Below are 20,186 nucleotides of genomic sequence, written 5' to 3' on the forward strand. Positions count from 1 at the left end.
CTAAAATTAACAAAGGATGACCCACATGAGAAAGATTTCAAAAGTATGCATATTAAGCGCTCTGCTTTTAGGCTTTAGTGCCTTTGTTAGTGCTGCAGAGCCTGGAGCTTCTTCAAACCCTAGTAAGGTAGATACTAGTGCTGAAAACTTCGCCAAGGCTTTTCACACAGTGGCAGGCAAGTTTGATGGTAAGCATAAGATTAACCACACTAAAGGCTTTTCTGCTATAGGTGAGTTTAAAGCAGCTAGCAACTTAAAAGACTTTTATGATATACCTATGCTAACAAGTAAAGGCAAGATAGAAGCACAAGTTAGATACTCAGTAGGCGGCCCTAACCCTAATGGAAGCGATAAAACTCCGGGTCTTGGATTTGGCATAAAGCTAAAGGGTAATGGCAGTGAGTGGGATATGGCCTTAGCTAGTGCACCTATAAACTTTGCTAAGACTAAAGAGCAGTTCATAGGCTTTTTGCAGTCTAGATTCCCAGATAAAGACGGCAAAGTCAATCCTAAAAAGTTTGAAGAGTTTGTCAAAACTTCAAAGCCAGCACAAAGATTTTTAGCCTACAACAAGATAAGAGGTATATCAAAATCTGTATCTAATGTAGCCTACTACAGCCTTCATGCCTTTATGTTTAAAACTGCAGATAATAAGATGCAGCCTGCTAGATTTATCTTTGTGCCAGCGCGTGGTGAAAGAACACTAAGCAAAGAAGAGCTAGCTAAAACTAAAGACAACTACCTTGAAGACACTTTCAAAAAAGACCTTAAAAAAGGAAGCGTGAAGTACTACATGTACATAATCCCAGCTAGAACTGATGATGTTATAGATGATACTTCTATGCCTTGGGATGACTTGCATGCAAAAATCTACGTAGGAACTTTAAGCGTTACTAAGTATGAAGGTCATAAGTTTGCTCAAGATGTATTTATACCGGGTGTTATGCCTAAAGGTGTAGCTGCACCAAAAGATGAACTTTTCCAGCTAAGAAACCACGTTTATGGAATCACTTTTAGTGAGAGACAATAAGGCTTTTAAAAAAGACTAGATTCTATGCTTAATCTTGAATCATTTTAAGATACAAGATTAAGTTAGCTACAAAGTCACAAATTATACAAACATGCTGCACTATCACTCACATCTTAGAGTGGGTTCAATCAGCAGGTTCAATCACCCACCTAATAATAGGTCTTTAACTAACAACCAAAAAATCTAAGCACATCATAGGCTTTTAACCTAGAGTGTGAAAAAAGTTCTTCTAGTGTTAATATTTATCCATGCCATAAATTCTAACAAAAATGCATAATGCTAGAATCTACTTACACTTTTATATAACAAGGAGAAAGCCATGGACAGAAGAGAGTTTATGCAAAACACTATGATAGCAGCTGGAGTTATGGCAGGGGGCTTAGGACTTATGGGGACAAATGCACTAGGTGAAACAAAGCATATAAAAGATAGCATAAATAGCAAAGTTAACATTCCAAATATAACGCTTAATAATGGCGTAAAGATGCCTCTCCTTGGCTATGGCACTTATAAGATTGGAAAAGATATAGCTACTCGTTGCACTCTTGAAGCACTAGAAGTTGGTTATAGACTTATAGACACAGCTGAGCTTTATAAAAACGAAGAAGAAATCGGCACAGGTTTAAAAGAAAGTGCTGTACCTAGAAAAGAGCTTTTTATAACCACTAAGCTATCTCATGATATGAGTTATAAAGAGACCTTTAAAGCAGTTGACTTAGCCCTTAAAAAGCTACAAGTTGACTATCTAGACTTACTTTTAATCCACATGGCTTTCCAAGATTCTGTGCAGATGTATAAGGCCATGGAAGAGCTTTATCACAAAGGAATCTTAAAAAGCATAGGCATCTCAAACTTTAAAGCCAAAAAGTATACAAGTTTTATAAAGGAGGTGAAGATAACCCCTATGGTAAACCAGATGGAAACTCACGTCTTTTATATGCAGCGTGAGCTTCGCAAAGTTATGAAAGATACTGTACTAGAGGCATGGAGTCCCTTTGCACAAGGAAGAAATGGCTTTTTTGCTAAGCCAGTTTTAGAAAGCATAGCTAGAAAACACAACAAAACTGTGGCACAAGTCGGCTTAAGATTCCTAATCCAAAACAACATCGTTGCCATACCAAAAACTACTCACAAAAAACGCATGATAGAAAATATAGACATATTTGACTTCAGTCTTGATAGTGAGGATATGGCAAATATCGCCAAGCTTGAGACTAACAAGTCACTTTTTGGCTGGTATTAACCTTTAAGTATTAGGATTTTTAAAGTCCTAATAGCTTTTATATTTATCACAAGCTAGATAGAGATACTTAAAAAAGCGACATTAGCCCCTACTCTCCTCTCACACCCTTGGCACCTGTAAGGCCTTTTACCTTCCTTTCTCTATGAAAAGTTATAGCAAAGCGATGGGCCTCGTCGCGGAGTTTTTGCAAAAACTGCAGCATTGGATTTTTAACATCTAGTCTTAACTCTAAGATATGATCACTATCTTTTGAAAAGTAGCGTAATATATCTTTTGCCCCACCTTTAGCACGGTAAGCCTTAGCGTCTCTTTTTTCTTTAGAGATACTTAAAAGAGCGACATTAGCCCCTATAGATTCTATAGCTTTTTTGGCTATCTTTAACTGCACAGCACCTCCATCAAGCACCCACAAATCAGGTGGAAAGTCAGTCTTGAAACTATGTGCCCTTCTAGTTAACATCTCAGTAGTTTGACTTATCTCATCTTTACCTTCTAGCTTATAGCGTCTATAGCTAGAAGTATCAAAGTCCTCGCCTACAAATGCCACTTTTGCGCCCACACAGTAAGTCCCAGCGTGGTGGCTTGTATCAAAAACTTCTACTTTTTCTATCCTTTTAGAATCTAAAAGTGTGGCTATCTCATTTAAAGCAAGCTCAGTTTTTGAAGTCTTATTAAGCAAGGTATTTTTAGCGTTACTGCAAGCTAGCTCACAAAGGGCTTTTTTAAAGCCTTTTTTTGGACTAGTAAGCGTGAGATTAAGCCCGCTTAAATCTTCACTCAAGCTTTCAAACTCACTCTCTTCTAGATTAGCTAAAACTATCTCATTAGCAAAGTTATCAACATGTTTAAGATTTAAGATAGCCTGCTTATAAACTGCTACTTTATCTTCATTCCTTGCTTTAAAAACTAGCTTATCACTACTTATAACACGCCCTTCACGCATGAAAAGTTTAAATAAGATTCCATACTTTTCATCACTTTCAAAGCCTAGTATGTCAAGGTTTTGCTTGTGTTTAGAATCTAGTTTGGAGTAAAGCCTAACATCATCAAGCACCTCATAAGCATGCTTACAAGCTCCTGCTTCTTCATATAAAAGCTTTTTAGAACAAGCTAGCATATAAGACTTTAAGGCCTGTTTTAGCCTGTGTGGGTTTTGTAAGTACTCTAAGGTCTTATCTGCAAGCACTTTATACTCTTTTTCTTTTCCAAACTCACACACACCAAGGCATTTATTAAGCTGGTAGTAAAGGCAGACATTTTTACCTTTAGCACAACTTGCATTTTGAACTAGCGGCAAAAGCGTATAAAGGGCGTTTAAAACAAAGCTTGCACCCTTTGTAAAAGGACCAAAGTAAAAGACATTTTTTTTCTTATCCATCTTGCGCGTGATGACTGGGCGTGGGTAGCATGCACCCATATCTAGCATGATGTAAGGGTAGGTTTTATCATCACGAAGCAAGATGTTGTACTTTGGATTTTGCGACTTTATAAAGCTGTTTTCTAAGATCAAAGCTTCTTGCTCGCTATCTACTATGGTGTATCTTAGAGAGTGTGCTTCTTTTATCATCTTTTGGATTCTAAGAGAGTTTGCTGGGTTTGGAAGGAGTGCGTTTTTTTCTACATTTAGGATAAAGTAGCTTTTTACGCGTGACTTTAGATTCTTAGCCTTACCTACATAAAGCAAAGCGTTATGCACATCAAAGTACTGATAGATGCCCGGCAAAGTTGGCAGGTCTTTAACATCTTCTAGTAAACTCAAAACTTCTCCTCCTTTCTTAAAAATAAAGACAGATGAAAGTCTAACTAACTTTTTACCCTAATAATATTGACAAACAAGGGCTTTTAAAGTAAGATTTAGTCTTTTTATTTCAGCCTTTATACTTTTTGTCAGGGTAGCTCAGCTGGTTAGAGCGCTGGTCTCATAAGCCGGAGGTCGGGAGTTCAAGTCTCCCCCTTGACACCAACTTCAAACACTTTATCCACAAGCTTTTATCCTAATAACAAAACTTACCTACTAAATATTTCAAGTTATAATAAGCACTTTTATATACGTTTAACGTAGTTTAGATTCCACTACATACAAGGTACCTTATGGGCATGGCTTCAGTTTTGCACCTAATTTTTAGCATACTGCTTTTATACTGTGCTATCTTTGCAACCTACTGGGCTTTTAGTGCCCTTTCAAGAGATATAACCAAAAAACACCCTCCAAGAAGTAAGCGTTTTAAGATACTTAGGATAGTCTTTTTTATCTGCGTGGTACTTCTTGTGATATCTGGCTTAAAGCTTTAATCAAGTGCTTTAAAAAGACTTTTAGTGTAGTTATCTTTTGGATTAGCTAGCACTTCTTTTAAGCTTCCTTGCTCTATACACCTTCCTTCAAAGATAACAGCTACGTAGTCACACATATGTGCTAGGACTTGGAGGTCATGGGTTATTAAGATATAACTTAGGCTTAGTTTTTCTTGCAAGGAGTTTAAGAGGTTTAAAGTAGTTTTTTGTACTACCTTATCAAGGGCAGAAGTAGGCTCATCAAGCACTAATATCTTTGCGCCTACAGCAAGGGCACGTGCTATGCTAACTCTTTGCCTTTCTCCTCCACTAAGCTCACTTGGGAAGCGGTTTAAAAGGCTGCTATCTAGCTCTAAAAGATTTAGCGTTTTAGTTACAGTCTGAAGTTTTTCACCCTTAGTCATAGTAGTGTTTAATAAGCCTTCACTTACTATATCTTTTACTCTAAGGCGAGGGTTTAAGGAGCTAAAAGGGTCTTGGAAGATTATCTGCATCTTTTTTCTTACCTCTTTTAGATATAGCTTATCTAGCTTGCCACTTTGTATTAAAGTCTTGCCAAAAACTTTTAAGCTACCTTGTGAACTCATAAGTACATTAAGCCCTAACGCAAGGGTGCTTTTTCCACTTCCACTTTGTCCAACTACGCCAAAGGTTGTGCCTTCATGCAAGGCAAGAGAAACATCACTTATGATGCTTTTAAAACGCTTTTGAAAGAAAAAGTGCTTTATAGTGCCTACGCTAAAGTCTTTTGTCTCTAAGACCTTAACTCTTTCTTGTAAGCTTTTTTCTTCTCTAACTGGCAAGTTAGAAGCATCATATAAAAGCTTCCCATACTCACTTTTTATATCACTTAAAGAATCTACTTTTTCAACTATCTGCCCATCTTTCATGATGCACACTCTTGAGGTAAAGTGAGATAGTAACTTTAGATCATGCGTTATAAAAAGAGTGGCTATCTCTCTTTCTTCACATATCTCTTTTAAAAGCTTTATGATTTCTAAGCTTAAGTTAGCATCAAGTGCAGTAGTTGGTTCATCACAGATTACAAGTTTTGGGAAGTTTATAAGCCCTATGGCTAAAAGCACTCTTTGTCTTTGCCCACCACTTAGCTCGTGAGGATATCTATCAAGCAAGCTTTTATCAAGCTCTAGCCTTTTAAGTAAGGAATCTAAATCATTGCTTTTAGTTTTATGAATCTTAAGTGGCTCTAAGATCTGCTTTTTTATCTTATGGAGTGGATTAAGTGCTGATAAAGGCTCTTGAGGGATGTAAGATAGCTCTCTTCCAAGCAAACTTCTAATGCTTTTTAGTTTTAAAAGATTAGCCCCTAGGAAGTCTATCTCGCCACTTTGTATGGTGAAGTTAGATTCTAGTCTTACTATAAGTCTTGAAAGAAGGCTTTTCCCGCTTCCACTTTTGCCAACTAGCCCTAGCCTTTCTCCCTTAGAAAGACTTAAGTTTATATCTTTTAAAGCAAAGCCATTACTTGCATTTAAGTTTTTAACCTCTAAGACCATATCAGACTTCATAGATTATTTACAAAAGCCTTAGTTTTCTTTAACTATAGAAAGGGCTGTTAAAAAGCTTATATTTTCTATCTGGTGGCCTGAAGTCATATTTTTTAAAGTTAAAGACTTAGCATTAAACTCATTCTCGCCAATTATGGCTGCAAACTCATGACCTTTGTGATTAGCATAAGATAGTGACTTTTGGATCTTAGAAGCAGCTGGATAAACTTCAACTGGTATCTCACTTAGTCTAAAAGCACGTGCAAGCTTATGGGCAAAGCCAAGATAGGCTTCTTTAGTAACGCATATTAGTATCCTTGCAAAAGTCCCTTGCATCTTAAGAGAATCTAACTCTAAAAGTGCAGCTATCAGCCTATCTATACCTATACTTGCACCAACCCCACTAAGACGCTCTTTACTAAAGCGATTAGTAAGATTATCATAGCGACCACCTGAACACACACTGCCTATACTTTTTATCCTATCAAGTGTGGTTTCATAAACTATGCCAGTATAGTAGCCAAGACCCCTAGCTATAGAAAAGTTTATACGGCACAAAGATATCTCTATATCAAGATGAGAAAGTAGGCTAAAAACTTTTTCTAAAGTCTCTATGCCATGACGTAGCTTTTCGTTATAGCCTTTTAAGTGTTCTATCTGTTTAAAAAACTCCTCATGTGTGCTAATTTGTTTTATATTAACTAGCTCTAAAAGCCTTTCTATCTTTGTTTCATCTATATCTAGCTCACTTCCTAGCTCGCTTTTTACACCTTCAAGCCCTATCTTATCAAGCTTATCTATGATTCTAAGGGCTGAGTTTACCTCAGCGATACCAAGATACTCAAAGATTCCATTTAAGATATCTCTATGGTTTATCCAGATAGTAAACTCTTCTAGATTTAGTGCGTGCATGGTTGAAAAGATTATCTCGATTATCTCAGCATCACTTGAAAAACTTTCACTTCCAACTATATCAAAGTCACACTGGGTAAACTCTCTATAACGCCCCTTTTGTGCACGCTCGCCCCTAAAAACATTACCTATAGCAAAGCGTTTAAAGGGTAGTTGGAGTTCATTTCTATGCTGGGTTATAAAACGTGCTAGCGGTACAGTTTGGTCAAAACGCAGCGCCACGTCACGCCCACCATGATCTTTAAATCTATAAAGCTCTTTTTCTATCTCATCACTACTAAGACCTAATAAAACCTCAGAGTACTCAAGATGAGGAGTTTCTATAGGCATAAGCCCATAGCTTAAAAAGACTGAGCTAAGGGATTCTATTAGTTGCATTTTTATTAAGGCTTCATTTGGTAGTCTGTCTTTAAAACCACTTAAGATTCTAGGTGTTACTAACATCACACTCCTTTTAAGTATCGCGATATTTTAATAAAACTAGATTCTATCTTTATAAAACTAAATCTTTAGATATATGAGTGTCTTTTGTTATATCAACTTTTGCTACCTTCCCAAGCAAGCCTTCAAACTCGCTAGCACTTAGTGCTCCTTTTACACGTGGGCGTTTAACCCAAATGTTATCCATGCTAAAAACTTCACCTTTTTTAATATCTTTTATGCACACACAAGTTGCAAAAGCAAAGTCTATAGTTACTTGCTCCTCTCTAGTTGCTATCTTGCTTCCACCACGCATAACAAAAACTTCCTTGCTTGCATTAACCAGCACCCTAGCGTTTTCTTCATCCATAGAGCAAACTATATCAGGGCCACTTCTAGTCATGATATCAGTAAAGTGTCTTTCAACTAGGCTTGCCCCTAGACCAAAGGCTGCTATGCAGGCGTTATTATTAAGTGTGTGATCACTTAGTCCAACTGGCAAGTGTGGAAAAGCTTGCATCATCTCTACCATCGCCCCAAGACGCACAAGATGAGGGGGAGTTGGGTAGAGATTAGTTGTGTGCATAAGTGCTAAGTCTACGCTTTTAGATTCTATAACTTCTACGCACTTTTTTATAGAATCCATATCATTCATCCCAGTTGACACTATCATAGGTTTAGAAAAACTAGCAATATGTTTTATAAGTGGGTAGTTGTTCATCTCGCCACTTCCTATTTTATAAGCACACACACCCATGTCTTCTAAGCGATTAGCAGCAGCGCGACTAAAAGGAGTTGAGATAAATATCATGCCTTTAGATTCTACATACTCTTTAAGTGTGCGCTCATCTTGCAGACTTAAAGCACAGCTTTTCATTATCTCATATATGCTTTTATCACTATTACCCGGTACTACTTTAGTGGCCTCTTTACTCATCTCGTCATCTATGACATGGGTTTGATGCTTAAGCACTTCTATCCCAGCGCGTGCTGCACTATCAACCATAAGTTTTGCTAACTCTAAGCTTCCATTATGATTAATGCCAAGTTCTGCTATAACTAAAGGTGGCTCGCTTTTATCTATAATCCTAGTTTTATGTGCAGTTTTTAAAGTTAACATATGCTTCCTTTTACCTTTTTATCCCAAACTTTTTAACTATAAACTTCGCTAGCTTTTTAAAAGGACTTCTATCACTATAGCGAAGTCTACTAGCTATATGCCATATCTTTTTAGTAGGGGTGATGTAGATTCCATGTTTAATTTTATGAATTACTTTTTTTAAAGGGCTATCTATGTAGCTAGGTCTTGGGACATCTTTTATCCTAGTTAGAGGCTTTCTGCGATTTAAGGTTTTTTTATAGTTTATAAGGTGGCTTGCTTTCAGACTAGCTGGTGGTAGTGGCAAGTAAGCATGCAAGCTTGAAGTCTCACATATGCTATAGATTCCACCCTCTCTAGTTTCTTTTAGATGCTTTTCTTTTAAGGGCTTATTTATCTCTAAAAACTTCTCTTTTTCTGCACACTCTGGAAGCTTAAAGTCTTGGTTAAAGTAGTCACAGCATAGCTTTAAACCTTCTAAGTCTATATAGCTTGCATGCATAGTAGTGGCGTTAGTCTTTAGGTCTGGAAGATGAAGTAAGAGATTTTCTGTAAGTTTAAAAGAGTATAAATCTTTCCCTTGATATAAGTCTATACCGCCAAGGTAGATATGCTTATAGCCATAAAATATAGCTGCATTAATCATGCATATCCCACTAGTTACCCTCTTATTATAAGTGCTTATATTATGCTTTGCATGCTCTAAAATATAAGGCATTTGTTTGATTAGATCATAAAAAAGGAAGTAGTCTTTTATATCTTTTTCATCTTCATAATGAGTTTTATAGATATCTTCATAAGGCATACACTTCATGAAGTATTTTATATCATATTCGCGTTTTGTATTTAACTTCTTATAGATGTTAAATAGTATAGATGAAAGATGTGTGGCTGCAAAAAAGACCATGTCGACTTTTTTACCAAGACAGTAACGCTCTTCTAAAAAGAACTGATTAACACGAAACACATCATAGTCTTTAGGCAGTAAGCTATAGTTAATATTTTTAGTGCTAGTGCCATTACCTAAGATAACAACACTGTCACTTTTTCTTTCAAAATCCAAACGCACCCCTTTAACTTATATGTCACACTTTTTAGTATTTAATTTTTCACATCTAGGAAGGTATTGTAATATGTGAATAAATATTCATATTTTTAAATATACAGATTATATTCTGTTTTTTTTTTTTTGGATTTTTGGGATTATTTTTTAAGATTTAAGATAAAAAATGTAAAGATTAAATCGCTTATAGAATCAAGTTAATAAAATAGATTCTATAAAACTTACTTGTTTTTAAAATATCTAATTGCCATGTTGAAAACTAAACCTTCTCCTAGCAATAATGCACTACTAAATAAATCACACATCTTTTACCAAAAAGCACTATACAATCATATGACAATATAAACAAGACAGTGTTATAGCGTTATAGCAAAAAGGAGAAATAGCCTTTGATGTCTTTTTTGGTGCGTCTACATACTTAAAACTGCCATATTACAGTCTTACACACCTAAAGGCACTAAAGTGGAAGCTTTTAGTGCCTTGTTTTGTTTAAAGCTTTAAGACTTAAGGTGAGTTACCTCATCTACAAGGTAAGCTATGCTTTGCCAGCTTACTTCACTAGCTGCACTTAGCCCTATCTCGCAAGTTGAAGATGACCCAAATCCTCTCTTTATCCTTCCTTCATAGAACTTTTTAAAGCCAGTAAGTGAAGACTTATTAAGCTCAGGAGTATTAAAGCCCTTATCTCCTGCAAAACCACAGCAGCCAAGATCAGGCTTAACTATAATCTTACCAGTAGTACAAAGCCTAGCAAGATCTAACATTTTGTTTTGTGCTTTGTTTTTCTTTAAAGAACACATAGTATAAACCCCAATGTCTTCATTAGTAGGTCTAAACTCTAGCTTTGGACTAAGCTCTTTATATATGAAAAATGGCAAGTCATAAACTTTTAGATGAGTGTTTTTTAGCTCATGTACAAGATGGGCTGAACAAGCACTGTGATCTAGCACTATAGGTATCCTTCCATCATCGCTAATCTTTGTTAGGATGTCAAAAAGCCTTTTTGTATTTTGTGCATGTAGCTCTGGGTAGCTAACAAAAGGCTTACCACAGCACATATTTTCTAACTCTGGTGGATAGACTATCTCAACACCTGCTTTGTTGCAAAGTGAGATAAAGACTTCTTGTATGCTTCTTTTATCATGCTGTAAATTTGAAGGCTTAAAGCCACGATTTATACAAGTCGTAAAGTAGATAACTTTAGAATCTGAAACTGTGCTATGTGCTTTTGTAGGGTCAAAGTCATTAGCCAAAGGCATATAGTTAGGTATATAAGGAATCATAGAGAAAGTATTTTTCACTTTCAAGCTAGTTTGTGACATAAACTTTTGACTAAAAACTGCAGTCATAGCCCTAGTAGCTTTTAAGCCAAAACGCATAAAGGTGATAGTCTTATCTAAGTTATGCAACACACCTGCAGCGATTTTTGCATTCTTTTTATCTTTTTCTTGACGCAAGTGTATAGCGATTTGTGCTGTGTCTATCTCTAGTGGACACAAGCTTTCACACTGGGAGCAAGCCGCACAAGTAACTTCACCAAGATACTCGTACTCTTTTTTTAGCTGGCGTGCTAGCTTTAAGCTTTCAGCATCAGTTTTAGAACTTAGTCTTGCTATCTCTCTAGTAACAGTTATCCTTTCTCTTGGAGTTAGAGTTAGGTCTCTACTTGGGCAGACTTTCTCACAAAATCCACACTCCATACACTTATCTATATACTCTTGTACACTATACATCTCTTTAAGATTTTTCATATAGATATTTGGATCATCACAGATCATAACATCTGGGTTAAGTAAAGTTTTTGGATCAAAGATAGCTTTTATAAGTTTGTTTATCTCATAAGCATCTTTACCCCACTCTAACTCAACAAAAGGTGCTACCATCCTACCAGTACCATGCTCTGCTTTTATGCTTCCATGCATCCTAGCTACTTCGTGTGCCATCTCATCTATCAAAGCACCATAAGCAGTTTTTTGCTTTTCATCAGTTAGGTTTGGTGTGATAACAAAGTGTATATTCCCCGCTAAAACGTGGCCAAAGATGATACCTACAAAGTCATACTTTTTGAAAAGACTTTGTATGAAGGCAACCCCCTCTCCAAAGTTATCTATCTCAAAGCAAACATCTTCAACAACAACAGTAGTATTAGTTGGTCTTGTAGCACCAGCAAGAGGTAAGATTCCTTGTCTTATCCTCCACCACTGGTTGTATTCATTAGCATCAAAACTGTACTGTGCTTCTAAAGACATCTTAGTAACAGCAAGTTTATCTTTTATAAAAGCAAGGTTTTTGTTTAGGGTTTCTGTATCTGGAGATTCAAGCTGTATAAGTATACAAGCTGTATCTTCTTTTATCTGATGTATAACACTTGGCATACCTTCTATATTTTGAACTGACTTTAATGAATAGTAGTCCATAATCTCAGCACTACTTATGATGTCTTGGTTCTCAGCTAGAATCTTAACAGCTACTGAGGCTTCAGCTATATTTGGATAGAACAAAAGTCCACAAGCTTTATGTTCATAGTCATCAACTATCTCTAACTTAACAGAACTTAAAAAGCCTAGTGTTCCTTCACTTCCAACTATTAAGTGATTAAATATATCTCTAATATCACTAAAGTCGACTAATGCATTAATAGCATAACCTGTTGTGTTTTTAATCTTGTATTTTCTTTTTATAAGAGCTACTAGCTCAGGGTTAGCCATGACCTTATTTCTTAGATCCATGATGGCATCTACCATATCTTTATGAGAGTACAAAAAGCTTTTAAAACTTGCATCATCTCCAGTATCTACTAAGGTTCCATCTTGCAATATAACCCTTACAGACTTAACAGTATGATAGGTGTTTTGTTTTACGCCACAGCACATACCACTTGAGTTATTATTAACTATCCCGCCAATTCTAGCAGTTGCTATGGTTGCTGGGTCTGGGCCGATTTTCTTTCTTAGTGGTTTTAAGACAGCATTTGCATCACTCCCTATAACCCCACAAGATAGCTTGATATGATCTTCTTTTACATCTATACCCTGCCAATTATGCGCATGGGAAACTAGCACTAGAATCTTATCTGTACAAGTCTGCCCGCTTAATGAGCTTCCTGAGGCTTTGAAAGTTACACCTAGCTCATATTTTTCACTTAGGGCAAAAATCTTTTTTATCTCATCTTCACTAATTGCTTTTATGACTAACTCAGGTACATATCTATAGCCGGAGGCATCTGTACCATAAGCAAAACGACGCAAATAATCATTATAGATTCTGTCGTCTAAAAAAGTTTTAGCTTCTTGGTAGAACAATTCGTACTTATTTTGTGACATATATCTTCCTTTCTGTATACTTACACACACAACAAATAGCTAACAAAATAAAGCGTCATCAATAATAGCACTAATTGCTTTAAACGACAAAATTAACTATCTTATCTTGTACGAAAATCTCTTTTTTAATCTCATTAGTTAACCATTTTGAAACAACTTCTTTAGCATCTTTTAAAACTTCATCTTTTAGGCTTCCTTGCGGCTTCTCTAAAGTGCCCCTCTGTTTGCCATTTACACTTACAGCATAAGTCACGCTATCTTTTTGTAAAGCTTCTTTACACACTTCTAGTTTTGTAAGATTTTTTAAGTTAAAAAGTTTTTCACTTAACTCCCAAGCAATGTGAGGCACAAAAGGCTCTAAGATATTTAAAAGTACATAGTAGCCTTCAGTAAAAACTTCATCATTATCTTGAGCATTAAGTGCATTATGTGCCTCCATACAAGCGGCAATTATTACATTAAATGGATAGCCAGTTATCTCCTCACTAAAGATAGCATAGTGTTTTTGTAAGGCTTCATAGACTTTAAGGCGTGCTAGCTTTGCTTCTTTGCTAAGGCTTGCTTGATTTATACTTGGCAGGGTTTTATGTTTTACTCTTATACTTTTATCCCAAAGTCTATTTAAAAACTTAAAGCTACCATTAACCCCATCATCATTCCACTCTAGGGCATAAGTTGGAGGTGCAGCAAAAAGGGTAAAAAGTCTAGCAGTATCTGCAGAGTACTGCTTCATTAAGCTATTTGGCTCAACTACATTGCCCTTAGACTTACTCATTTTAGCGCCTTCTTTTAAAACCATACCTTGTGTTAATAGATGAGAAAAAGGCTCACTGCTTTTTATATAACCAAGATCTCTTAAAACTTTAGTAAAGAATCTTGCATAAAGTAAGTGAAGTATGGCGTGTTCAATCCCACCAATATACTCATCTACATCCATCCAGTACTTAAGACTTGCCTCATCAAAAGCACTTTCTTTTCTTTTTTCTGGTGGGGTTGTGTATCTTAAAAAATACCAGCTAGATTCCACAAAAGTATCCATGGTATCAGTTTCACGCAGTGCTTTTCCTCCACACTTTGGGCAAGTTGTATACTTCCAAGTAGGGTGCTTATCAAGAGGATTTCCTTCTCCATCAATGACTACATCATCAGGCAATGTAACTGGCAGTCTAGTCTCACTTACTACGCCACACTTTTCACAGTGTACTAGCGGTATAGGTGCTCCCCAGTAGCGTTGTCTTGATATACCCCAGTCTTTAAGGCGGTAGTTTGTAACGCCCTTGCCAAGCCCTTCTTTTTCAAAATAACTTATGATACTAGCCCTAGCAGTAGTACTATCTAAGCCACTAAACTCTTTGCTATCAGTTAAGATTCCATCTTCTGTAAAAACGCCTTCTGCAAAGCTTTTAGTCTTAGGGTCTAAAATCACTTTTTTTATAGGAAGCTTATATTTTAAAGCAAACTCATAGTCACGCTCATCATGGGCTGGCACGCTCATAACCGCTCCACTACCATAGTCCATCAAAACGAAGTTTGCAACCCATATAGGAAGCCTTTCTCCAGTTAAAGGATGGATGGCATATAGTGGCAAAGCTATACCTACTTTTTCTTCTTTTTGGGAATCTTTTGCATTAAGATTTTGCATATCAGTTATTAGGCTCTTAGTTTTAGAATCTAGTGTATTAGAATCTAAAAGCTTTTTAACTATAGGATGAGTGCTAGCTAAAGCACAGTAGCTTACGCCAAAGATAGTATCAGGACGCGTAGTATAAACACTAAAAGATGTTATATCACCGCCTAAAAGACTTTTAGAATCTTCACTTAACTTAAAATCAAACTCTAGCCCTTTAGACTTTCCTATCCAGTTTTTTTGCATAAGGATTACTTGACTAGGCCACTTTCCTTCCAATGTATCAAGATCAGCTAAAAGCTCTTCTGCATAGTCAGTTATCTTAAGATAGTACTGATACATCTCTTTTTGTACTACTTCTGTGTCACAACGCCAGCATTTCTTTTCTATCACTTGCTCATTTGCTAGTACTGTTAGGTCGTTAGGACACCAGTTAAGATAGGCTTTTTTTCTATAAACTAGTCCTTTCTCCCACATCTTAATAAAAAACTCTTGCTCAAACTTTGTGTACTCAGGATCACAAGTAGCAAGTTTTCTAGCTTTAGAAAAACTAAGCCCTAAGCTATCAAGCTCTTTACTCATAGTGTCCATATTTTCATAAGTCCACTTTTTAGGATGCACTTTATGCTTTATAGCGGCATTTTCTGCGGGCATACCAAAGGCATCATAGCCTATAGGATTAAGCACATTAAAACCTTGCATCCTATAAAAACGCGCCATAGCATCACTTATACAGTAGTTTCTAACATGTCCCATATGAAGTGCCCCACTAGGGTAAGGAAACATCGCTAGGATATATTTTTTAGGGAGGCTAAAGTCGCTTTTTGGCTCATAGTAGCCCTTTTCATCCCATATCTTTTGCCACTTTTGTTCTATACTTGGGTTATATCTTTCCATTCTTTTTATACCTTTAGGCCCATCTTGCCGGGATTTAAAATATTATTAGGATCAAAGGCTTTTTTAAGAGAAGCAAAAAGCTCCATCTCAGCTTCACTAAAAGCAAGTCTCATAAAAGGTGCTTTTGAAAGTCCTATGCCATGCTCTCCACTTAAAGTTCCCTCCAATTCTACAGCCAGCTTAAAAATTTCAACAATTGCATCATGGCCTGCTTTTAGTTCACTTTCAATCTCAGGATTTTTAACCATGACATTAGTGTGCACGTTACCATCACCTGTATGGCCAAAGCAAGGAGTTTGCACATTGTACTTCTCACTTATCTTTCTTATACCCGCTAGGAGTTCTGGGAGGCGAGACCTTGGGACTGTTATATCTTCGTTTAGCTTTTTTTTGCCATAGACTGTGATACTTTGAGAGGCATTACGTCTTGCAAACCAAAGAGAGGCTTCTTCTTCTGCGTTATTAGCTATCTTAAAGTCAGTTGCGCCATTTTCTAAAAACTTAGCCTTTATACCTTCTAACTGATAGTCTATCTCAGGCTCTAAGTTTGCATCTACTTGGGTTATAAGGATAGCGCCCGCATCAACTGGCAAGCCTTTATGGAATCTTTCTTCAACTGCTTTTATAGTTAGATTATCCAAAAACTCCATGGCAACTGGAGTTATGCCACTAGCCATAGTTTTATAAACTGCATTCATAGCAGATTCTATACTTGAGAAAACTCCCATAGCAGATCTTGCAAACTTTGGCTTTGCAATAAGCCTTAAAGTTATCTCAGTTATAACTGCTAAAGTACCCTCACTTGCTATAAGTGTGCCTACTATGTTATAGCCTGCTACATCTTTTATAGTTTTTTTACCAGCCCTAATTATCTCTCCATTAGGAAGCACGGCACGAAGTGCCATAACATAGTCTTTAGTGATGCCATACTTTGCAGCCCTCATACCGCCTGCGTTTTCACTGACATTTCCACCAAGTGTACTTTGATCTTGGCTAGCTGGGTCTGGTGGGTAAAAAAGCCCTAGTTTTTCTACCTCTTCTTGGAAGTGCTTATTAATAACACCGGGCTGTACACGCGCTATAAGATTTTTAGTATCTATTTCTAAAATCTTATTCATATATTTATCAAGGGCTAAGACTATACCTCCATTTACTGGAAGGCTTCCTCCTGTAAAACCACTGCCTGCTCCTCGTGGCAAGATATTTATCTTATGGGTATTACAGTATCTTAAGATATCACTTACATCTTTTTCATCTCTTGGAAAAAGCACTAAATCTGGCTTATACTTTTCCCTTGTAGCATCATAGCTATAAGCTATTTTATGCATTTCATCACTATGAGTATTTTCCTTCCCTAACAACTCCTGAAAGTACTTAATGTGTATTTCATCCATAACCCTACTCTCCTATATTTTTACTTAGTAGTGCATCATAGTATTTAAAATAATCGCCCTTGCTTTTTTTGCTAGAAAAAAGGCTAAAAAGTGACCCGCTGCTTGGAAAACTTACACGCGTAAAAAATGGCGTCATAGGCTTAGTAGTATTAGCATTAAAAGCTTCTTTATAAAGTAAAGTGTTAGTTTGGCACTCTAGCACTCCATACTCCTTACTGCCCATGATAAAAACTAAGCCAACCCCATAAACATCACAAGCTTCTTTCAAAGCCTTAGGAGTTGGGTCATACCTTCCATCTTGAGCTAGATAGCCCATTAATAAATCTGGACTTAAAAAGTCTACATCTTTGACTTTAGACTTCAAGGCATCAAAGCTTTCTTGGTTTGGTGCTATCAAAAAGGCTTTTTGGTTTAAAAGATGGAAAGAGACAGTATCACTTGGCGTTGGAGAAAGTTGTGGATTAGGAAGATAGACTTGGTTCATCTCATCAAACTTTTTTACTTTAGCTTTATAAAAAAAGCTAGTTTCATCACTGTTTGCTACATCTTTTAAAGTGTCTTTATTGACTTTAGATTCTATAACAGCCATATCTACTATAGCTGTGTAGCTATCAAGACTTCTTTTTATAAGGCCATTTTCACCAGATAGTAGCTCTTTAGGTGAACTTATAATGATAGTGGAATCTTTTTTATCATAACTTAGCACTTTAGCATCAACTGGTGTAGTTAAGTCAGCTAAGCTAAAAGCAAAAGCCCCTTGAGACAAAAATAGCAAAATGCAAATCATCTTAATAGTCTTCATAAACGAAATCCTTTTTTATATATGGCTTAAAAGCCTTTTTTATCAATACGAGTTAGATACCAAATAGTACCAAAAGCAAGCGATGTAGTCTTAGCACAAGATTCATCTTCTAAAAACTCAAAAATACGGCTTCTTGGCACAAAGATAACATCTATGTTTTCTAACTCCTCTTTACTGCCGCCACCTTCAGTCTTTTTTATATCTTCGCTAACTTCAGCATAGAAAAGATACTGGCAAGCCCCACCAGTGCCAACCCCTGAGTAGAAGTTAAAAAAAGGATGCATGTTTTTAGAATCTATAAAGTAGCCACACTCTTCTTCTACTTCTTCTATAGCTGTTTGAAGTGGCGTCTTGCCTTTATCTAAAAGCCCTGCACAGAGTTCATACATAAAGCCTTGATTATTTTTTAAAAATACTGGCAAACGAAACTGCCTAACAAATATAAAGCCATCTTTTTCTTTATGATATAGCACTATCCCAACGCTATCATGACTCTTTATAACATCCCAGTTCTTAACAACACCTTGCTCTTTAAAGCTAACTCTTCTAATCTGTAAGTACTTAGAGCTGCTTACATCTTCTACATCTAGCAAAACCGGAATCTCTGGCATGGGTAGTGGGTGGTCTTTCCCTTCATATAAAATCATATCTAGCCTTAATGTTTTTAGTCATCACAAACTTACATATTTTGCACTATCTTTTTCATAAAAAGATTACTGTTATCTATATTTAACACTTCAGAATCTAACTCTGCTTTAAGTTCTTTTGCAAGCTTGTTAAAACTAGCTTTTTGCTTTCTGTTAAGCTCAACTCTTGCAGTTTTTATACGCCCTAGTGGGTCTACTGGAACGCCGTTTTTATAAACTCCAAAGTGGAGGTGAGGCCCAGTGCTAAGCCCAGTTGTCCCAACTGTGCCAATGACTGTTCCTTGCTTTACATAACGCCCTGCCCTAGTTAGAATCTTATGCATATGTGCATAAAGAGTTTTGATTCCATCTGCGTGGGCTATCTCTACGACGTTACCATAGCCACCTTTTATACCGGCAAAGATCACGCGTCCATCGGCTGCAGCGTGGATTGGCGTGCCTATAGGTGTGGCAAAGTCCACTCCATAGTGTGGCCTTATGATTCCAAGTATTGGATGTCTTCTACCATAAGAAAACTTAGAGCTTATGCGTCTATACTTAACTGGGGTTATAAGCAAGAAGTTAGTCATCTCCTTACCTTGTAAGTTGTAGTACTTATCATTAAAACTTACTAGATAGTTTGGAGTTTTATTAGTTTCTATCATGGCGATTTTTATATTAGGCTGGCCAAACTGCCTACCTAGCCTATACTTTCTTTCATAGATAACTGCTAAGACGTCATCTTTGGCTATGTACTTTTTAAAGTTTACATTGTTTTTATAAGCACTTATAAACTCACCTGCTAATGCCCTATCTCCTGTAGCATCTAGCAAGTCTTGATAAGGCGTATGTTGCACTTTTAGGGCTACTACTTCATCGCTTACTACGTAGTTTATAGGGATGATAGAAAGCTTATAGGAGTTGCCACTATAGTTTATGTAGATTTGTGCATTTTCACTTATGGGGATAAAGGCTTGAAGTAGTTTTCCAGTGCTATCTTTTAGCATATAGTAAGTAGCACCTGCATAGATCTCAGCTACTAGCTCTTTGTCTTCAACTGGTAGTTGATAGTAAAGAGACTGTGGAATCTTATAGCTATCAAGAAAGTTAAGTAAGCTTATACCATCATCCCATTTAGCACGCGTGCCAACAGTAGAGGTAAACTTATACTCGCCATTACTTGCTACATTTAAAGAGGCTTTGTTTAAAAAGTCTGCTTTTTCGCCTTCAGCATCTAGGCTTTTTAGACTAGGGTTAGTGTGAGTAACGCTAGCTTGCAGGCCTAAAGCACAGGCTAAAAACAGTATAAACATCATCTTTTTAAACATATAATCATCCTTACCACATATCTAAATGCATCATGAAACATTTAATTTGTATACAATTAATATTAAATTTAAGCCTTTAAGTATTGCACATTTTTGTGGATTTAAGATTATACTTTAATAATATGTACATCATTACAAATTACAAAGGAGCCTAGTGCTATGAAAGACTTCATATACCCAACTGTTATATTTATAGTATTTTTATATGTCCTAGCCTTTATGCTTATATATACTTATAAAACAGCCCCAACCCCACCAACTTTTACAAACAACAGCACAGGGACAGTTAATGTAAAAGATTTGCAAAATGAACTTACAAAACAGCTTAAGTTAAATTAAAATCTGCCGATATGCATATAAAGTTATAGAATCTAAGGATAGAAAATGAGAGTTGGACATAGTGCAAATGGCGTATTTAGCGAGGGCATCACAAAGCCTCAAGATAAAAAAGTAGAAAATCCAAAAGCTGAAGAACACATTGCTGCTAGCAAAGAAAGTGATGAAGTAGCAAGCACTAAAGCAAGCGACATAAAAGAAGCTATCAAAAATGGCAATTATAAAATTGATATGGATGCCACAGCTGACAAACTGGCACAAAGTTTGCTTCCTTAGGTTATCAAAC

Annotated in this window: 16 protein-coding genes and 1 tRNA gene; 6 read left to right on the forward strand and 11 right to left on the reverse strand. The window is 36.5% G+C overall.

Annotated features, from left to right (window positions below):
- The first annotated feature begins 25 nt into the window (after positions 1-25).
- Both BKH40_RS05865 and BKH40_RS05870 read left to right on the forward strand, forming a co-directional pair.
- The gene (locus tag BKH40_RS05865) at positions 26-1,030 is read left to right on the forward strand and encodes a catalase (protein ID WP_180675147.1); all 1,005 of its coding nucleotides are present in this window, start codon (positions 26-28) and stop codon (positions 1,028-1,030) included.
- A 319-nt stretch (positions 1,031-1,349) separates the two neighbouring features.
- A complete protein-coding gene (locus tag BKH40_RS05870; protein ID WP_257842529.1) occupies positions 1,350-2,273 on the forward strand; it encodes an aldo/keto reductase in 924 nt (307 codons plus the stop codon).
- A gap of 88 nt (positions 2,274-2,361) precedes the next feature.
- Here BKH40_RS05870 and uvrC read toward each other — a convergent pair whose 3' ends face one another.
- The gene (gene uvrC / locus BKH40_RS05875; protein WP_180675148.1) at positions 2,362-4,032 is read right to left on the reverse strand and encodes an excinuclease ABC subunit UvrC; all 1,671 of its coding nucleotides are present in this window, start codon (positions 4,030-4,032) and stop codon (positions 2,362-2,364) included.
- Positions 4,033-4,159: 127 nt separating this feature from the next.
- On the opposite strand from uvrC, the gene BKH40_RS05880 reads away from it, so the two are divergent.
- Together BKH40_RS05880 and BKH40_RS05885 are read left to right on the forward strand one after the other, a co-directional pair.
- A tRNA-Met gene (locus BKH40_RS05880) sits at positions 4,160-4,236 on the forward strand.
- A 134-nt stretch (positions 4,237-4,370) separates the two neighbouring features.
- Positions 4,371-4,565, forward strand: a complete 195-nt coding sequence (locus BKH40_RS05885; protein ID WP_143428460.1) for a hypothetical protein — start codon at positions 4,371-4,373, stop codon at positions 4,563-4,565.
- Here BKH40_RS05885 and BKH40_RS05890 read toward each other — a convergent pair.
- The 10 genes from BKH40_RS05890 to BKH40_RS05935 form a co-directional block, all read right to left on the reverse strand.
- Complete coding sequence (locus BKH40_RS05890; protein WP_095277776.1) at positions 4,562-6,094, reverse strand: ABC transporter ATP-binding protein; 1,533 nt, start codon at positions 6,092-6,094, stop codon at positions 4,562-4,564. The genes BKH40_RS05885 and BKH40_RS05890 overlap by 4 nt on opposite strands.
- Positions 6,095-6,112: 18 nt before the next feature.
- The gene (gene hisS, locus BKH40_RS05895; protein ID WP_095277778.1) at positions 6,113-7,429 is read right to left on the reverse strand and encodes a histidine--tRNA ligase; all 1,317 of its coding nucleotides are present in this window, start codon (positions 7,427-7,429) and stop codon (positions 6,113-6,115) included.
- Positions 7,430-7,478: 49 nt separating this feature from the next.
- Positions 7,479-8,525: an N-acetylneuraminate synthase family protein gene (locus tag BKH40_RS05900; protein WP_095277780.1), complete on the reverse strand. Its 1,047-nt coding sequence runs from the start codon at positions 8,523-8,525 to the stop codon at positions 7,479-7,481.
- A gap of 10 nt (positions 8,526-8,535) precedes the next feature.
- Positions 8,536-9,567, reverse strand: coding sequence for an alpha-2,3-sialyltransferase (locus BKH40_RS05905; protein ID WP_180675149.1), 1,032 nt, complete (start codon positions 9,565-9,567; stop codon positions 8,536-8,538).
- Between the two features lie 497 nt (positions 9,568-10,064).
- A complete protein-coding gene (locus tag BKH40_RS05910; RefSeq protein ID WP_095277783.1) occupies positions 10,065-12,890 on the reverse strand; it encodes an FAD-binding and (Fe-S)-binding domain-containing protein in 2,826 nt (941 codons plus the stop codon).
- A 79-nt stretch (positions 12,891-12,969) separates the two neighbouring features.
- The gene (gene leuS, locus BKH40_RS05915) at positions 12,970-15,423 is read right to left on the reverse strand and encodes a leucine--tRNA ligase (protein ID WP_180675153.1); all 2,454 of its coding nucleotides are present in this window, start codon (positions 15,421-15,423) and stop codon (positions 12,970-12,972) included.
- Positions 15,420-16,808, reverse strand: coding sequence for an FAD-linked oxidase C-terminal domain-containing protein (locus BKH40_RS05920; RefSeq protein WP_095277786.1), 1,389 nt, complete (start codon positions 16,806-16,808; stop codon positions 15,420-15,422). The genes leuS and BKH40_RS05920 overlap by 4 nt, the downstream gene beginning before the upstream one ends.
- Before the next feature lie 4 nt (positions 16,809-16,812).
- The gene (locus BKH40_RS05925; RefSeq protein WP_095277788.1) at positions 16,813-17,610 is read right to left on the reverse strand and encodes a plasminogen-binding N-terminal domain-containing protein; all 798 of its coding nucleotides are present in this window, start codon (positions 17,608-17,610) and stop codon (positions 16,813-16,815) included.
- A gap of 26 nt (positions 17,611-17,636) precedes the next feature.
- Entirely contained in the window at positions 17,637-18,257 is a 621-nt protein-coding gene (locus BKH40_RS05930; RefSeq protein WP_095277790.1) for an NUDIX domain-containing protein, read from the reverse strand.
- A gap of 32 nt (positions 18,258-18,289) precedes the next feature.
- Positions 18,290-19,564 carry a peptidoglycan DD-metalloendopeptidase family protein gene (locus tag BKH40_RS05935; protein WP_095277792.1) on the reverse strand — a complete coding sequence of 425 codons (1,275 nt, stop codon included), beginning with the start codon at positions 19,562-19,564 and terminating at the stop codon, positions 18,290-18,292.
- 159 nt (positions 19,565-19,723) lie between these two features.
- Here BKH40_RS05935 and BKH40_RS05940 point away from each other — a divergent pair, with 159 nt between their 5' ends.
- The gene (locus tag BKH40_RS05940; RefSeq protein WP_095277794.1) at positions 19,724-19,903 is read left to right on the forward strand and encodes a hypothetical protein; all 180 of its coding nucleotides are present in this window, start codon (positions 19,724-19,726) and stop codon (positions 19,901-19,903) included.
- Positions 19,904-19,948: 45 nt separating this feature from the next.
- Positions 19,949-20,176: a flagellar biosynthesis anti-sigma factor FlgM gene (locus tag BKH40_RS05945; RefSeq protein ID WP_095277795.1), complete on the forward strand. Its 228-nt coding sequence runs from the start codon at positions 19,949-19,951 to the stop codon at positions 20,174-20,176.
- The last annotated feature ends 10 nt before the right edge of the window (positions 20,177-20,186 follow it).

The organism is Helicobacter sp. 11S02629-2, from assembly GCF_002272875.1.
Lineage (GTDB): Bacteria > Campylobacterota > Campylobacteria > Campylobacterales > Helicobacteraceae > Helicobacter_I.

What these genes read in the sequence shown, in the direction of transcription:
- hisS (WP_095277778.1), bottom strand. Translation starts at nt 7,429, where the DNA reads ATGTTAGTAACACCTAGAATCTTAAGTGGTTTTAAAGACAGACTACCA.
- BKH40_RS05910 (WP_095277783.1), bottom strand. Translation starts at nt 12,890, where the DNA reads ATGTCACAAAATAAGTACGAATTGTTCTACCAAGAAGCTAAAACTTTT.
- BKH40_RS05945 (WP_095277795.1), top strand. Translation starts at nt 19,949, where the DNA reads ATGAGAGTTGGACATAGTGCAAATGGCGTATTTAGCGAGGGCATCACA.
- BKH40_RS05935 (WP_095277792.1), bottom strand. Translation starts at nt 19,564, where the DNA reads ATGTTTAAAAAGATGATGTTTATACTGTTTTTAGCCTGTGCTTTAGGC.
- BKH40_RS05865 (WP_180675147.1), top strand. Translation starts at nt 26, where the DNA reads ATGAGAAAGATTTCAAAAGTATGCATATTAAGCGCTCTGCTTTTAGGC.
- BKH40_RS05920 (WP_095277786.1), bottom strand. Translation starts at nt 16,808, where the DNA reads ATGGATGAAATACACATTAAGTACTTTCAGGAGTTGTTAGGGAAGGAA.
- BKH40_RS05940 (WP_095277794.1), top strand. Translation starts at nt 19,724, where the DNA reads ATGAAAGACTTCATATACCCAACTGTTATATTTATAGTATTTTTATAT.
- BKH40_RS05925 (WP_095277788.1), bottom strand. Translation starts at nt 17,610, where the DNA reads ATGAAGACTATTAAGATGATTTGCATTTTGCTATTTTTGTCTCAAGGG.
- BKH40_RS05890 (WP_095277776.1), bottom strand. Translation starts at nt 6,094, where the DNA reads ATGAAGTCTGATATGGTCTTAGAGGTTAAAAACTTAAATGCAAGTAAT.
- BKH40_RS05870 (WP_257842529.1), top strand. Translation starts at nt 1,350, where the DNA reads ATGGACAGAAGAGAGTTTATGCAAAACACTATGATAGCAGCTGGAGTT.
- BKH40_RS05900 (WP_095277780.1), bottom strand. Translation starts at nt 8,525, where the DNA reads ATGTTAACTTTAAAAACTGCACATAAAACTAGGATTATAGATAAAAGC.
- BKH40_RS05885 (WP_143428460.1), top strand. Translation starts at nt 4,371, where the DNA reads ATGGCTTCAGTTTTGCACCTAATTTTTAGCATACTGCTTTTATACTGT.
- BKH40_RS05930 (WP_095277790.1), bottom strand. Translation starts at nt 18,257, where the DNA reads ATGATTTTATATGAAGGGAAAGACCACCCACTACCCATGCCAGAGATT.